The 14915-nt window shown below is 68.7% G+C and carries 15 protein-coding genes and 2 pseudogenes; 11 read left to right on the top strand and 6 right to left on the bottom strand.

Annotated features, from left to right (window positions below; all coding sequences use genetic code 11):
• Positions 1–19: 19 nt before the first annotated feature.
• Positions 20–1096, top strand: coding sequence for an adenine-specific DNA-methyltransferase CcrM (ccrM, locus tag CA606_RS01935; protein ID WP_096052635.1), 1077 nt, complete (start codon positions 20–22; stop codon positions 1094–1096).
• Between the two features lie 120 nt (positions 1097–1216).
• Here ccrM and mutY read toward each other — a convergent pair whose 3' ends face one another.
• Positions 1217–2266, bottom strand: coding sequence for an A/G-specific adenine glycosylase (gene mutY, locus CA606_RS01930; protein ID WP_096052636.1), 1050 nt, complete (start codon positions 2264–2266; stop codon positions 1217–1219).
• A 47-nt stretch (positions 2267–2313) separates the two neighbouring features.
• Between mutY and CA606_RS01925 the strand changes: the two genes are divergently transcribed.
• The 5 genes and pseudogenes from CA606_RS01925 to CA606_RS20495 all read left to right on the top strand — a co-directional run.
• A complete protein-coding gene (locus tag CA606_RS01925) occupies positions 2314–2853 on the top strand; it encodes a DUF721 domain-containing protein (RefSeq protein WP_096052637.1) in 540 nt (179 codons plus the stop codon).
• A gap of 126 nt (positions 2854–2979) precedes the next feature.
• Positions 2980–3594 (top strand): DsbA family protein, encoded by a 615-nt coding sequence (locus tag CA606_RS01920; protein ID WP_096052638.1) that lies wholly within the window; start codon positions 2980–2982, stop codon positions 3592–3594.
• The gene (locus tag CA606_RS01915; RefSeq protein WP_096052639.1) at positions 3594–4202 is read left to right on the top strand and encodes a thioredoxin domain-containing protein; all 609 of its coding nucleotides are present in this window, start codon (positions 3594–3596) and stop codon (positions 4200–4202) included. Before CA606_RS01920 ends, CA606_RS01915 begins: the two co-directional genes overlap by 1 nt.
• Before the next feature lie 21 nt (positions 4203–4223).
• Entirely contained in the window at positions 4224–7667 is a 3444-nt protein-coding gene (smc, locus tag CA606_RS01910) for a chromosome segregation protein SMC (RefSeq protein ID WP_096052640.1), read from the top strand.
• 60 nt (positions 7668–7727) lie between these two features.
• Positions 7728–7820 (top strand): annotated as a pseudogene (locus CA606_RS20495) (hypothetical protein); the annotation flags it as partial.
• Here the strand turns inward: CA606_RS20495 and CA606_RS01905 are convergent.
• A complete protein-coding gene (locus CA606_RS01905; protein ID WP_096052641.1) occupies positions 7801–8580 on the bottom strand; it encodes a TSUP family transporter in 780 nt (259 codons plus the stop codon). The pseudogene CA606_RS20495 and the gene CA606_RS01905 overlap by 20 nt on opposite strands.
• Positions 8581–8662: 82 nt before the next feature.
• A complete protein-coding gene (locus CA606_RS01900; RefSeq protein WP_096052642.1) occupies positions 8663–9052 on the bottom strand; it encodes a DUF6481 family protein in 390 nt (129 codons plus the stop codon).
• Positions 9053–9472: 420 nt separating this feature from the next.
• Here CA606_RS01900 and CA606_RS01895 point away from each other — a divergent pair, with 420 nt between their 5' ends.
• The 5 genes from CA606_RS01895 (at position 9473) to CA606_RS01875 (ending at position 12077) form a co-directional block, all read left to right on the top strand.
• Complete coding sequence (locus tag CA606_RS01895; protein ID WP_096052643.1) at positions 9473–9853, top strand: AtpZ/AtpI family protein; 381 nt, start codon at positions 9473–9475, stop codon at positions 9851–9853.
• 5 nt (positions 9854–9858) lie between these two features.
• Entirely contained in the window at positions 9859–10620 is a 762-nt protein-coding gene (locus CA606_RS01890; protein ID WP_096052644.1) for a F0F1 ATP synthase subunit A, read from the top strand.
• 49 nt (positions 10621–10669) lie between these two features.
• Entirely contained in the window at positions 10670–10894 is a 225-nt protein-coding gene (locus CA606_RS01885) for a F0F1 ATP synthase subunit C (RefSeq protein ID WP_004615714.1), read from the top strand.
• Positions 10895–11020: 126 nt separating this feature from the next.
• Entirely contained in the window at positions 11021–11557 is a 537-nt protein-coding gene (locus tag CA606_RS01880) for a hypothetical protein (RefSeq protein ID WP_096052645.1), read from the top strand.
• Positions 11558–11567: 10 nt separating this feature from the next.
• Positions 11568–12077 (top strand): F0F1 ATP synthase subunit B, encoded by a 510-nt coding sequence (locus tag CA606_RS01875; RefSeq protein WP_096052646.1) that lies wholly within the window; start codon positions 11568–11570, stop codon positions 12075–12077.
• Positions 12078–12144: 67 nt separating this feature from the next.
• Here the strand turns inward: CA606_RS01875 and CA606_RS19810 are convergent.
• The 3 genes and pseudogenes from CA606_RS19810 to phnE form a co-directional block, all read right to left on the bottom strand.
• Positions 12145–12273, bottom strand: a pseudogene (locus CA606_RS19810) (hypothetical protein); the annotation flags it as partial.
• 321 nt (positions 12274–12594) lie between these two features.
• Complete coding sequence (locus CA606_RS01870; protein WP_096052647.1) at positions 12595–13908, bottom strand: hemolysin family protein; 1314 nt, start codon at positions 13906–13908, stop codon at positions 12595–12597.
• A 166-nt stretch (positions 13909–14074) separates the two neighbouring features.
• Positions 14075–14911, bottom strand: coding sequence for a phosphonate ABC transporter, permease protein PhnE (gene phnE, locus CA606_RS01865; protein WP_096052648.1), 837 nt, complete (start codon positions 14909–14911; stop codon positions 14075–14077).
• Positions 14912–14915: the final 4 nt, after the last annotated feature.

Here is a 14915-nt window from a genome sequence, read left to right as displayed (position 1 = left end):
TTCTTGAGGACGTGGGACCATGAAGTTCGGGCCGGAAACCATCATCCACGGCGACTGCATCGAGCAGATGAACGCCCTGCCCGAGAAGTCGGTCGACCTGATCTTCGCCGATCCGCCCTATAATCTGCAGCTGGGCGGCGACCTGCTGCGTCCCGACAATTCCAAGGTCGACGCGGTCGACGACCACTGGGATCAGTTCGAGAGCTTCGCGGCCTACGACAAGTTCACCCGCGAGTGGCTGAAGGCCGCCCGTCGCGTTCTGAAGGACGACGGCGCGATCTGGGTGATCGGCAGCTATCACAACATCTTCCGCGTCGGCGTGGCCGTGCAGGACCTGGGCTTCTGGATCCTCAACGACATCGTCTGGCGCAAGTCCAACCCGATGCCCAACTTCAAGGGCACCCGCTTCGCCAACGCCCACGAGACCCTGATCTGGGCCTCCAAGAGCCAGAACGCCAAGCGCTACACCTTCAATTACGACGCCCTGAAGATGGCCAATGACGAGGTGCAGATGCGCTCGGACTGGACCATCCCGCTGTGCACCGGCGAGGAGCGCATCAAGGGCGCTGATGGCGCCAAGGCGCATCCGACCCAGAAGCCCGAGGCCCTGCTCTATCGCGTCATCCTGTCGACGACCAAGCCGGGCGACGTGATCCTGGATCCGTTCTTCGGCGTCGGCACCACCGGCGCGGCCGCCAAGCGCCTGGGCCGCAAGTTCATCGGCATCGAGCGCGAGGCCGAGTACCTCGAGCACGCCAAGGCCCGCATCGCCAAGGTCGTACCGATCGCGCCGGAAGATCTCGAAGTCATGGGCAGCAAGCGCGCCGAGCCGCGCGTGCCGTTCGGCACCATCGTCGAAGCCGGCCTGCTGTCGCCCGGCGACACCCTCTACTGCAGCAAGGGCACCCACGTGGCCAAGGTGCGCCCCGACGGCTCGATCACGGTCGGCGACCTGTCGGGCTCGATCCACAAGATCGGGGCTCTCGTTCAAAGCGCCCCGGCCTGCAACGGCTGGACCTACTGGCACTTCAAGACCGACGCGGGCTTGGCGCCGATCGATGTGCTGCGGGCTCAGGTCCGCGCGGGGATGAACTAGGGCCCTGCGTCCTTCGAGGCTCGCCGACGGCTCGCACCTCAGGATGAGGACCGTCGATGGCTCGTGAGTTCCTCATCCTGAGGCGCCCGCGCTAGCGGGCCTCGAAGGACGCGGGGTCGTTCAGAGCAGCCGCTGCGCCGCTATCGCCGCCTTCAGGAACACGCTGGGCAACGCAGACAAACCCTCGCGCGGCGTCCAGACGAAGTCGCCGTCATTGGCGCCGTCAGCCGCGAACACCCGCAGGGTCAGCGAGAAGTGCGTGAACACGTGCTCGACCGCGCCAAGGTCGCGCCAGGCGGCGGCGAGCGGCGCAGCGGCGACCGCCTCGGCGTTATCGTAGGGCGCGGCGCGCCAGTCCGACGTCGGCAGGCCCAGCATCCCCCCCAGCAGGCCCTTCGGCGGGCGGCGGACCAGGGCGACCTCTTCGCCGCGCGTCAGCACATAGGCCACGCCGTGGCGGCGCGGACGATCGGCCTTCTTGGTCTTCCTCGGATAGGTCTCGGGCGCGCCACCCCGATAAGCCGCGCACCAGGGCGAGACCGGGCAGCGGTCGCACAGCGGGCCCTTCGGCTTACAGACGGTCGCGCCCAGATCCATCAGCGCCTGGGCCCAGTCGCCGGGGCGCTCGTCGGTGACCAGATCGCCGGCCAGGGCCTTCAACTCGGGCTTGCTGTCGGGCATCGGCGCCTCGACGGCGAACAGCCGCGACATCACCCGCTCGACATTGCCGTCGACGACATTGGCCGCGCGGTCGAAGGCGATCGCGGCCACGGCGGCGGCGGTGTAGGCGCCCACGCCCGGCAGGGCGCGGAGACCCTCTTCGGTGTCCGGAAAGACGCCGCCGTGATCGTTGGCCACCGCTCGCGCACAGGCCAAGAGGTTGCGGGCGCGGGCGTAGTAGCCAAGGCCCGCCCAGGCGGCCATCAGGTCGCCGTCCTCCACAGCCGCCAAGTCCGAGACTGTCGGCCAGCGCTGGGTGAAGCTCCGGAAATAGGGCGTGGCGTGCGGCACGGTAGTCTGCTGCAGCATCACCTCCGACAGCCAGACCCGGTAGGGATCGCTGCGCACGCCCGCGCGGCGATCGGCGGGCCCGACGCGCCAGGCCAGATCACGCGCCTGGGCGTCGTACCAGGCCAGGAGGGCGGAGCGGAGGGCGTCACGGTCTTTCATGCCCCTTCGCCTACCGCGAACCGCTGGCCGCATGCTAGTTTCCTCGCATGCGTCGCCCCCTGCCCACGCCGGAAGAAGCCATCGCGATCCTGCGCAGCAAGCGGACGAAGCCCCAGCGCCGTCCGCCGCCGCCGGCCGGCAAGAACCTCGCGCCCCTGCTGAAGGACCTGGAAGACCGCTTCGGCAAGGGTCCCGCCGCGCTGCAGGCCCGCTGGAAGGAGATCGTCGGCGACACCCTGGCGCGGCGCACCGAGCCAGTCCGCATCATCAAGGGCCGCAACGGCGAAGGCGGCGCTCTTGAACTACGGGTCGACGGGCCGGTGGCCTCGCTGATCCAGCACCAGGCGCCGCAGATCACCGCCAGGCTCGACATGCTGCTGGGCAAGGGCGTGGTCACGCGCCTGCGCATCGTGCAGGGCCCGGTCAAGGCGCCCGCCGCCGCGCCGTCGACGCGCCTGCGCCGCAAGCCGCCGCTAGACGCGGCGCTGGAAAAGCAACTGGCCGACAGCCTGGCCGAACAGCCCGACGGGGCGCTCAAGCAGGCCCTGCTCAAGCTGGGTCGCGGGGTCCTGTCTTCCGATCGCTAGAGACGGGATCGGACCATTGACAAGGCGGGCTCGCTCACGCTCATGACGCTAGTCACGGTTGCGCCTTTTTCGCTGACTAACGAGAATCGCGTTTAACCTCTCCAACGACCGCCAAGGGGCCATTTCATGCGTTCGCTGATCAGCCGAGTCACCATCGTCGCCGCCCTCGCGGCCAGCCTCGCAGCCTGTTCGCCGAAGAGCACGGCTGTCACGGCCGAGGACATGGTCCTGGGCGATCCGAACGCCAAGGTCACGGTCATCGAGTACGCCTCGGTCGCCTGCCCGCACTGCGCGACGTGGAACGCCGAAGTGTTCCCGGCCTTCAAGGCCAAGTACATCGACACCGGCAAGGTCAAGTACGTCCACCGCGACGCCCTGACCGGCGAGCCGCGCCTGGCCAACGCCGGCGCCATGCTGGCCCGCTGCGCCGGCAAGGATAAGTACTTCCAGGTCACCGAAGCCCTGTACCGCGCCCAGACCAACATCTTCACCAGCGGCGACATCCGCGGCGAGCTGCTGACCATCGCCCAGGCCGCCGGCATGAACGAAGCTCAGTTCAATAGCTGCCTCAGCGATGAGAACGCCGCCAAGTCGGCTGAGCGCATCGAGAAGATGATGACCGACAACAACATCCGCGGCACCCCGACCTTCGAGGTCAACGGCAAGCGCCTGGGCGGCGAAGAAGGCGGCGAGCAGACGCTGGCCCAGCTGGACGCCGCGATCGCGGAAGCTTCGAAGTAATGACCCTGGACCGGCGCATCCTGATCGCCAGCGGCCTCGCCCTCACGGCGGGGCCCTCGGTCGCTCGCGGCCGGTCGCTGCCGCCTGCGCCCGGCGACATGGTGCTGGGCGCGGCCACCGCGCCCGTCCAGTTCGTGGTCTACGCCTCGGCCAGCTGCAATCACTGCGCGCACTGGTGGACCACCGAGCTGCCGGCGATCCGCAAGACGTTCATCGACACCAGCAAGGTGCGCCTCGTTTTCCGCGAATTCCTGACGCCGCCCAACGAGTTCGCCGCCGCCGGCTTCCTGCTGGCCCGGCGCGTGCCCGGCAAGTATTTCGACGTCCTGACGACCGTCTTCCAGAAGCGGGAGGCCATCTTCGAGAGCGGCCGCCTGTGGGAGGGCCTGCTGGCGATCGCTCAGCAATACGGCCTGACCGAAGCCCAGTTCACCGCCGCCATGAACGACACCAAGGCGCTGGAGGGGGTCAACACCCGTTTCCGCCGTGCGATCGGCGAGGACCAGGTCGAGGTGACGCCCACCTTCTTCGTCAACGGCGCGCCCTATGAGGGCGAGGCCGATCTCGCCGCGCTGTCCAAGATCTTCGCCCTGGCGGCGAAGGGCTAGGGATCGAAAGGGACCGCCTCCGTGCAGTTCCAGCGCCTCCGCCTGTCGGGCTTCAAGTCCTTCGTCGAGCCGACGGAGTTCCGGATCGAGCCGGGGCTGACCGGCATCGTCGGCCCGAACGGCTGCGGCAAGTCCAACCTTCTGGAAGCCCTGCGCTGGGTGATGGGCGCCAACTCGGCCAAGGCCATGCGCGCCGGCGGCATGGACGACGTGATCTTCGCCGGCAGCGGCGCGCGCCCCGCCCGCAACCACGCCGACGTCACCCTGACCATCGACAACGCCGACCGCACCGCCCCGGCCCAGTTCAACGACGACCCGATCCTGGAAGTCGTCCGTCGCATCGATCGCGGCGAGGGCTCCACCTACAGGATCAACGGCCGCGAGGTGCGGGCGCGCGACGTCCAGCTCTTGTTCGCCGACGCCTCGACGGGCGCCAACTCGCCGGCCCTGGTGCGCCAGGGCCAGATCAGCGAGCTGATCGGCGCCAAGCCGCAGAACCGCCGCCGCATCCTGGAAGAGGCGGCCGGGGTCTCAGGGCTCCATACCCGCCGCCACGAGGCCGAACTGCGCCTGCGCGCGGCCGAGACCAATCTCTCGCGGCTGGAAGACGTGGCCCGCGAGTTGGAGACCGCCCTGAACCGGCTGCGTCGCGAGGCAAGGCAGGCCGAGAAGTACAAGCGCCTGTCGGCCGAGATCCGCGCGGTGCAGGGGGCGGTGCTCTACGCCCGCTGGACCGAGGCCCGCGACCACCTGGAGCGCACGACCAGCGAGGCCACGGCGGCCGCGCGTCTGGTCGAGGACACCGCCCGCGCCAGCGCCGCAGCCCAGGTGGCGATCACCGAGGCGGATGGCGCCATGCCGCCGCTGCGCGAAGAGGCCACCATCGCCCAGGCGGTCCTGGGCCAGCTAGCCATCCAGAAGGACCGCGCCGAGCGCGAGGCCGAGGCGGCCGCCGCCGAGTTCGAGCGCCTGTCCAACGACCTGGCCCGCATCGACGCCGACCGCGCCCGCGAAGCGCAAGGCAAGGACGACGCCGCCGCCGCGCTCGCGCGGATCGAACCTGAGCTGGAGGAGGTCCGCGCCCTGGTCGCCGCCGCGCCCGAGCGGGGTCCGGAGCTCGCCGCCGCCGCCAAGGCCGCCGAGGAGGCCCGCGCCGCCGCCGAGGCCGCCGTCGAACAGCTGGCCGCTCGGGTCGCCGCCGAAGAAGCCCAAGGCCGCGCCGCCGCCGCCCGCCTGTCCGAGTCCGAGGCGCGCGCCAACCGCACCAACCGCGCGCTTGAGCAGGCCCGCACCGAGCGCGCCGCTGTCGGCCCCGAGGTCGACCCGGCCGCCGCCGACGCGCGCCAGCGCTTCGCCAACGCCGAGGCCGCTCTGGCCGCCGCCCGCGCCGCTCTGGAAGAAGCCGAGACCGCGCGCGTGAAGGCCGCCGAGCAGGAGGCCCAGGCCCGTCAGCTGGCGCGCAGCGTCGAGGACCAGCTGGGCCGCCTGCGGACCGAGGCTCGGGGTCTGGCGCAGCTGACCGCGCCGCGCACCAAGAGCGGCCATGCCCCGGCGCTGGACAGCGTCTCGCCCGACAAGGGCTATGGCGCGGCCCTGGCTGCGGCCCTGGGCGATGATCTGGACGCCGCGCTCGACGCCAAGGCCCCCTCGTACTGGGGCGGCGCCGAGGCGCCTGCGCCCACATGGCCGGAAGGCGCCGAGCCCCTGGCGCCGCTGGTCAAGGCCCCGCCCGCCCTGGCCGCCCGCCTGTCCCACGTGGCCGTCGTCACCCGGGCCAACGGTGACCGCCTGCAAAAGGACCTGAAGCCGGGCATGCGCCTGGTGTCCAAGGACGGGGACCTGTGGCGCTGGGACGGCTTCGTGGCCCGCGCCGACGCGCCGCGTCCCGCCGCCGTCCGCCTAGAGCAGCGCACGCGCCTGGCCGAGGTCGAGGCCGAGATCGACGTCATGGCCCCGCGCGCCGAAGCCACGACCATCGCGCTGAAATCCGCCGCCGATCGCCTGCGCGCGGCCGAGGACCTGCTGCGCGACAAGCGGCGGGGCCCGCCCGACGCCGAGCGCCTCTTGAACCAGGCGCGCGAACAGGTCGCCAAGTTCGAGCGCGAACAGGCGCTTCGTGCGGCGCGAGCTCAATCGCTGGACGACACCATCGGCCGCTTCGAGGCCGAGAAGGTCGAGGCCGACGCCGCCTTGGGTGAGGCCCGCGAGGCCAACGCCGCCGCTCAGACCTCCGGCGACCTGCAACCTCAGTTGGCCGAGGCGCGGCAGGCCGCCGCCCAGGCGCGCGAGGCCGCTGGCGCGGCGCGTACCGCCCTGGATGTTGAGACCCGCGAACGGGCCGGTCGCCAGCGCCGCCTGGAAAGCCTGGAACGCGACCGCGCCGACTGGAGCAAGCGCGCCGAGGCCGCCGCAAAGCGGTCCGAAGCTCTGGAAGGCGACCGCGTCAAGGCCGCCGCCGCCCTGGAAGCCGCCCGCGAGGCGCCCGCCGCCCTACAGGAAAAGCTGGTGGCGCTGCTCGACGAGTTCGCCGCCGCCGAGGCTCGCCGGGCCAAGGCCAGCGACGCCCTGGAGACCGCCGAGACCACCCGGCTGAACGCCGACCGCGCGGCCCGCGCCGCCGAGCAGGCCGCCGGCGAGGCGCGCGAGAAGCGCGCGGCCCTGGTTGCGCACCTGGACGGCGCCCGTCAGCGCTTCGCCGAGGTCGCCTCGGCCATCCGCGAACAGGCGCGCATGGAGCCCGAGGAGCTGGGCCGCCATGTCGCTGGCGAGGCCGTAGCCGTGCCGAAGGACGCCGCAGGGGTCGAGGCCCACCTATTCGCCCTGGAGCGCGAGCGCGACTCGATCGGTCCGGTGAACCTGCGCGCCGAGGAGGAGGCGCAGGAATATGCCGGCCGCCTGGAGACCATGCGCAGCGAGCGCGCCGACCTCTCGGGCGCTGTGACCAAGCTGCGGGCCGGGATCGAGGAGCTGAACGCCGAGGGGCGTGAACGGCTCTTGGCCGCGTTCGACGTGATCAACGCCAACTTCCAGACCCTCTTCCAGGCCCTGTTCGGCGGCGGTCAGGCCGAGCTGAAACTGATCGAGAGCGACGACCCGCTGGAGGCGGGCCTGGAGATCTTCGCCTGCCCGCCCGGCAAGCGCATGGCCAGCATGAGCCTGATGAGCGGCGGCGAGCAGGCCCTGACCGCCAGCGCCCTGATTTTCGGCGTCTTCCTGGCCAATCCGGCCCCGATCTGCGTGCTGGACGAAGTCGACGCGCCGCTCGATGACGCCAATGTCGACCGCTACTGCAACATGCTGGACGAGATGCGCCGCCGCACCCAGACGCGTTTCATCGCCATCACCCACAATCCGGTGACCATGAGCCGCATGGACCGCCTGTTCGGCGTGACCATGGCCGAGCGCGGCGTGAGCCAACTGGTCAGCGTGGACCTGAGCACGGCCGAGAAGCTGGTGGCGGCTTAGGGGTGTAAGCGCCCCCTCCGTCTCGACGCTTCGCGCCGAGCCACCTCCCCCGCTTCGCGGGTGAGGAGGACTATCTTCCTCCCCCGCAAAGCGGGGGAGGGGGACCGCGAAGCGGTGGAGGGGGCGCTTCGCCTTAGAACCCCACCGCCATCCGCAGCGGATTGGCCGGATCGGCCAGCAGCTTCACCGCCATGGCGCACGAGATCACCACCAGGAGCGGCCGGATCAGCTTGGGTCCGAACCGCATGGCCAGGCGCGAGCCCACCTGAGCGCCGATGAAGGCGCCGGCCGCCATGGCCAGGCCCACGGGCCAAACGACCGCGCCCTTCAGCGTGAACAGCAAAAGGCTTCCCAGATTGCTGGCGGCGTTGGCGAGCTTGGTGTGGGCGGTGGCCTTCAGCGCGCCGTAGCCCAGCAGGGTGACGATGGCGACCATGTAGAAGGCGCCGGCGCCGGGTCCGAAGATCCCGTCATAGAAGCCGATCAGCGGCGCGACGAAGCAGGCGAACGGGATCAGCGCCATGCGCGGCGCAACATCCTCGCCCTTGATGGCGCGTGAGAGGCCGAAATAGAGGGCGATGGCGATCAGCAGCACGGGCACGATCGCGCGCAGCACCTCCGGCGACAGGAGGCTGGCGCAGAGCGCGCCGCAGAGGCCGGCGGCGGCCGCCGCCAGCGCGACCGGCCAGGCGGTTTTCCAGTCGATCAGGCCGCGCCGCGCAAAGGCGCTGGTCGAGGAGATGGCGCTCACCGCGCCCTGCAGCTTGTTGGTGCCCAGCGCCTGCACGGGCGAAAGGCCCGCCAGCAGCAGGGCCGGCAGAGTCACAAGTCCGCCCCCGCCCGCGATGGCGTCGAGCGCGCCGGCGAGCGCAGCGACCACGAACAGGGTGGCGATGACGTCCAGGGAAACCATCAACGGCTCATGGTCCCGTTCGCCTGTCGTTGCAAAGAGGCGCGCAAAGAAAAAGGGGCCCCGAAAGGACCCCTCATCGTCTTTAGCCCAGCAGGCTGGCCCACTGGTGGGCGCGGGAGGCCTTGCTGTTGGTCGTCTTGCCCAGGGCGCGCAGCTCGTCGCGCTCCTTGGCCTTTTCTTCCTTGCGGACGCGCATTTCAGCGGCTTCGAGCGCCTTGCGCTCCTTACGCTCGGCGCGCTTGACGGCCATCTGCTCTTCCTGGCGGGCCAGGGCTTCGAGACGGGCCTTTTCCTTGGCTTCTGCGCGGGCGGCGCGGACGACCTCGAGTTCGGCGGCGCGTTGCTCTTCGCGCTTGTCGAAATCGGGATCCTGGACCGTCGGCTTGGCCTTGAACTTGGCCAACATGGCCTTCTTGGCTTCCTGCTGGGCAGAGATACGATCGGCGAATCCGGTGTTCTTCAGGTGCGACATGAATCTTCGTGTTGTTTGGAGGCGGCGGCTCTTAAGCCCAGATTGACGAAAAAATCAATGCGTCATCGGGCTCCGCCGCTCCTCGCCTAGGGGAAGCGACGTATAAAAGGCACAGGCCAGATAGGGGCGGCGTGTGACATTTAATAGGGGCCCCGTCGAAATGACGAGGTTGAACGCCCCGCCGGGGGTTCGAGAGGCCCCCTTCCCCAGAACGCGCCGCCCCCGGCGAGCGGGAACAGGGGATGGTTTTGCCCCTCCCTGAGCTCGGCGACGAAATCCTTAAGCATTACCGCGACTTGCTCCGAAAATCGCTCGCCTTGACGCACCGCAGCGAGGTCTATAGGTTCCGCGCCGATCAAGCCGGCCGGAAAAGCGCCTCGTTTTGGCGCGTCCTCGGCGTTTTCGGACCTGCCGCTTCCCATGCCCAAGGCCGACGAACCGAACGACAAGGCTATCGAAAGCCTGGACGCTCGGCTCGCCGCATTTGAGGCGAAGAAGGCGGCGGAAAAGCCGTCAAAGGCGACGTCCGAAAAGGCCACGCAGGACGGTTACCGTCTGCTGGCGGACTTGATCGGGGGCGTACTGGTGGGGGTCGGCTTCGGCTGGCTGCTCGACCACTATGCCCACACGACGCCCTGGGGCATGGTCGGCGGTCTGCTGATCGGTCTGGGGCTCGCTATTTTCTCCATCGTCCGCAAGGCGATGAAACTGAGCGCGCAGGCGTCGGCGCCGTCCCCACAAGGGAATGCCGACGAAGACACGGGAGGCGGGTCAACCGCCCCCAAGCAGAAGAGAGACTAGGGCCGATGGCCGATCCGATGCACCAGTTCCAGATCCAGAAGATCGTGGAACTGCCCACCGTGACCGTTCCTGGCCTCGGCGCCATCGACCTGTCGATCACGAACTCCGTGGCCGCCATGATGTCGGCCGCCCTGCTGATCATCGGCTTCTACGCCCTGTCGGCGAAGAAGGCCGTGGTCCCGGGTCGTCTGCAGTCGGTCGGCGAGATGCTCTATGGGCTGGTCGACGGCTTGGCCGAGTCGATCATCGGTCACGACGGCAAGAAGTTCCTGCCTTTCATCTTCACGCTGTTCGCGTTCGTGCTGTTCATGAACGTGCAGGGCATGTTCCTGGTCTTCACCGCCACCTCGCAGTTGGCCGTGACCCTGACGCTCGGCCTGATGGTCATCCTGACCGTGGTCGCCGTCGGCTTCGCCAAGAACGGCGTCAAGTTCTTCAAGCTGTTCGCCCCGTCGGGCGTGCCGTGGCCGCTGTACTTCCTGCTGGTGCCGATCGAGATCCTGTCGTTCCTGATCCGCCCGATCACGCTTGGCCTTCGTCTGTTCGGCAACATGCTGGGCGGTCACGTGGTGCTGAAGATCTTCGCCGGTTTCGTGGTCGCCCTGGGCGGTCTCGGCGTTCTGGGCTGGGCCGGTGCGGCCCTGGCCCTGACCTCGGTCGTCGCCCTGACGGCCCTCGAGTTCATGGTGGCCTTCCTGCAGGCCTTCGTGTTCGCGGTGCTTGCCTGCGTCTACATCAACGACGTCGTGCACCTCGACAGCCACTGATCAACCTTTAGTCTTTCAACCTACATACCCTTCCTAAGGAGTCTCAATCATGGACGCTGCTGCTGCTAAGTACATCGGCGCTGGTCTGGCGATGCTCGGCATGATCGGCGCGGGCGTTGGCCTGGGCGTGATGTTCGGCAACTACTTCCAAGGCGCTCTGCGTAACCCGACCGCCGCCGCTCAAGAGCGCCCGATGCTGTTCCTGGGCATGGCTCTGACGGAAGCCCTGGGCATCTTCGCCCTGGTTATCGCCTTCCTGATCCTGTTCTCGTAATCCGACCCCTGGGGCGCGGCGCTTCATCGGAAGCGACGCGCCCCATGCTTTTGTTTTCTCGCGCTTCCTGGAGCGGGCCGGAACACGGTCCGCTCCAAGCGCACTAGCTGAGAGGCGCCCTCGCCCATGGCGACGGAACATCACGGCACGACCGAGACGACGGAAGCCCCCCAGAAGCACGAAAGCGGCGGCCTTCCGCAGCTGCAGTTCGAGCACTGGGGTGGTCAGATCGTCTGGCTGCTCATCATCTTCGCCGTTCTCTATGCGGTGCTGTCCAAGGGCCTGCTGCCCCGGGTCAGCGGCGCGATCGACGAGCGCGGCGCCAAGATCGCCGGCGACATCGCCGACGCCCGTCGCATGAAGGACGAGGCTGAGGCCCAGGCTCGCGCCGCAGCGGCGGAAGTCGCCGAGGCTCGCGCCAAGGCCCAGAAGACCGCTGCTGACGCCAAGGCCAAGGCTTCGGCCGAAGCCACCGAGCGTCAGGCCAAGGAAGAGGCCGTGCTGGCCGAGAAGCTGGCCGCGGCCGAGGCTTCGATCCAGACCGCCCGCGACCAGGCCATGAGCCAGGTCCGCGTGGTGGCCGAGGAAACCGCCGGCGCGATCGTCGAGAAGCTGACGGGCAAGGTGGCCACGGCCACTGAGCTGAAGTCGGCCCTGGCCTAAGGAGCTGACAATGGAACACCAATCCCTGTTCAGCTTCAGCAACCCGGAGTTCTGGGTTCTGGGCGCCCTGGTGATCTTCTTCGGCCTGCTGATCTTCCTGAAGGTCCTGCCCGGCGCGTTGTTTGGCGCTCTGGACGGCTACGCCGCCAAGATCAAGGCCGAGCTCGACGAAGCCCAGCAACTGCGTGAGGAGGCTCAAGGCCTGCTCGCGGAGGTGAAGGCCCAGCGCGAGGACGCCGAGCGTCAGGCCGCCAGCATGCTGGAAGCCGCCAAGGCCGACGCCAAGCGTATGGCCGAGGAAGCCAAGGAAAAGCTGGAAGAGCAGATCAAGCGCCGCGCCGAGATGGCCGAACGCAAGATCGCCCAGGCCGAGGCGCAAGCCGCCGCCGACGTGAAGGCCGCCGCGGTGGATCTCGCCGCCCAAGCCGCTGAAACCGTCCTGGCCGCCCGTCTCGCGGGCGCCAAGGCCGACGGCCTGGTGGACGCCGCGATCAGCCAGATGGGGGCCAAGCTGCAATAGCAGTTGGCCTCATCGGTTAGACAAAACGAAGGGCGCGGATCGCAAGATCCGCGCCCTTTCTCTTGGGCGGTGGGGTGGGGTGCGGACCGATCCTCCCCCTAGCGGGGGAGGTGTCGGCGAAGCCGACGGAGGGGGAAGCGGCCGGCTCGGCAGTACTTCCCCCTCCGGCCTTCGGCCGCCTCCCCCTCTGCGGGGAGGATCTTGGTCTTCGGCCCCGGCGTCCGCCAGAGAGGTCTGGCTTCTACCGCCGTGCGCCCTTCGAGGCTCGCCTTCGGCTCACACCTCAGGATGAGGAAGTCTGTTGCTGAACACCTCATCCTGAGGTGCGCGCTCTTGAGCGCGCCTCGAAGGACGCACGGCGCCAAGGTACGCCCAGGGTCGTGAGCGGCCACAAGGAATCCCTCTCTCATGGAGAGAGGGTTTTGCACGACGTCCGCCCAGGGTCGGGAACGGCTTCCAACCTCACGCCTTCAACCCGACCTTCCCGGCGACACATCTGTGCGCCGCGCAGAACCCCCTACCCCTCCTGGCCGTCCTTCTTGCGCTTGGTGGGCTTGAGGATGACCTTGTCGATCCGCGAGCCGTCCATGTCGACGATCTCCAGATCAAAGCCGCCGATCGTGACATGCTCGCCCTCGGTGGGCAGGCGGCCCAGGCGGTCGAGGATCAGGCCGGCCACGGTGTGATAGCCACCCTCGGCCTCGAAGTTTTCGCCGAGGTGGTCGTTCAGCTCCTGGATATCGAGGCGCGCGTCGATCAGCCAGCCGCCGTCCTCGCGGCGGATGATGCGCTTTTCGTCGTCGTCGTGATCTTCCGGGAAGTCGCCGGCGATCATTTCCAGCAGGTCCAGCGGCGTGATCGCGCCCTGCAGCGAGCCGAACTCGTCGACGACGAGGGCCATGTGTAGGCTGGTCGACTTGAAGAGCTGCAGTGCCTTGAGCAGCGACATGGTCTCGGGGATGGCCAGCGGCTGCTGGACGTGGGCCTTCAGGTCCAGCGGTTCGCCCGAGAGACAGGCGTCCAGCAGGTCCTTCTTCAGCAGCACGCCGACGTCGCCGTCGAGGTCACCCTCGGTGGCGACCACGATGCGCGAGTGGGCGCTGGCGCGGATCTCCTTGAGCACGGTCTCGGTATCGTCGGCCAGCGACACCCAGAAGAGGTCGCGGCGCGGGGTCATGGCCACGCGCACGGGACGATCGCCCAGGCGCAGCACCTCCTGGATCATCGAGCGCTCCTCGGGCTCGATCAGACCGGCGTCGGCGCCCTCGGCCAGCACCGCCTCGACCTCTTCGGAGGTGACGCTGGTGTTGCGCTCGTCACGCACGCCCATCAGGCGCAGCACGGCGGCGGTCGAGACGGTAAGCAGGGTCACGAAGGGCCGCAGCACCGTGGCCACGATGGCCAGGAACGGCGCCATGCGGCGGGCGATGGCGTCGGGGAAGATCAGCGCCAGGCGCTTGGGCACCAGCTCGCCCAGGATCACCGAGACATAGGTCAGGCCGATGACGACGAGGGTCGTTGCGATGGCCTCTGAGTACTTGGCCAGGGCAGGGACGCTAGCCTCCAGCCAAGCGTCCAGGGCGGCGGCGATGGTGGCCTGACCGTAGGCGCCGGCGAAGATGCCGATCAGCGTGATGCCCACCTGCACGGCCGACAGGAACCGCGTCGGATGCTCGGCCATGTCGAGGGCCAGCTTCGCCCCCCGGTCGCCGCGCTCGGCGAAGCCTTGCAGACGCGCCTTCCGAGCCGAGACAACGGCCAGTTCGGACATGGAAAAGACCCCGTTCAGCAGAACGAGGAAGAAGACGACAACGAGCGAGACGAGGATCATGGCCCTTCAGGGTCAAGGACGCGTCGCCGGACAGCGACCGCGGCCGGCGCGTGGGAGGGGCCGGCGCGCCACTATACAAACAAAAACGCCGCGGCCCATAGAGCCGCGGCGTGATTGGATCAGCCATGCTGGCGTGTGCGGCGGCTCTGACCACCGCCGCCGCGCCTCAGAGCAGGCGAGTCCGGATAACCTGCGACAGCAGGTCGATCATCGAGACGGCCACCACGATGACCAGCACGATGCAGCCGGTCTGGTCGAACTGGAACGCGTTGATCGAGTCGTAGAGGATCTGACCGATGCCGCCCGCGCCGATGATGCCCAGCACCGTGGCGGCGCGGCTCGACGACTCGAAGCGGTAGAGGGCGTAGCTGGTCCACAGCGGGGCCACCTGCGGGATCACGCCCCAGACGATCTCCTGCAGCTTGACCGCGCCGGTGGCGCGCACGCCCTCGACGGGCCCCTTGTCGATCGACTCGACGGCTTCGGCGAACAGCTTGGCCAGAACGCCGCCGGTGTTGAACATGATCGACATCACGCCCGCGAACGGGCCAAGGCCCACGGCGGTGATGAAGATCAGGGCCACCACGAGGTCTGGGATCGAGCGGATCAGGTCCAGCACGCGGCGCACTGGCTGCTGCACCCAGACGGGCGCGATGTTGCGCGCGCCCAGAAGGCCCAGCGGGATCGCGACGATAATCGCCAGGGCCGTGCCCCACAGCGCCATCTGGATGGTCTGCCACATCTTGCCGATGAACAGGCTCCAATCCATCGACATGAACAGCGCCGGGTCCGTGAACGGCTTGAAGAACAGCTGGGCGAAGCCCTGCGTCTTCTCGGTGTCGGTGAACAGCTGCGGGAACTTGTCGATCTCGGCCGGCTGGAAGCTGATGATCAGCAGCAGGATCACCCCGCCCCACAGCAGGGTGTCGAAGGCCAGGGCCGAGGTCGACCGCTTGGGCGGCGGCGGAATCGCCCCTTCAATCTTGGCGGCTTGGCTCATCAAGGAC

Source organism: Caulobacter vibrioides (assembly GCF_002310375.3).
Classification (GTDB): domain Bacteria; phylum Pseudomonadota; class Alphaproteobacteria; order Caulobacterales; family Caulobacteraceae; genus Caulobacter; species Caulobacter vibrioides_D.
Note: the sequence above shows the minus strand (reverse complement) of the source record. Positions and strands in the feature narration are given on the sequence as shown.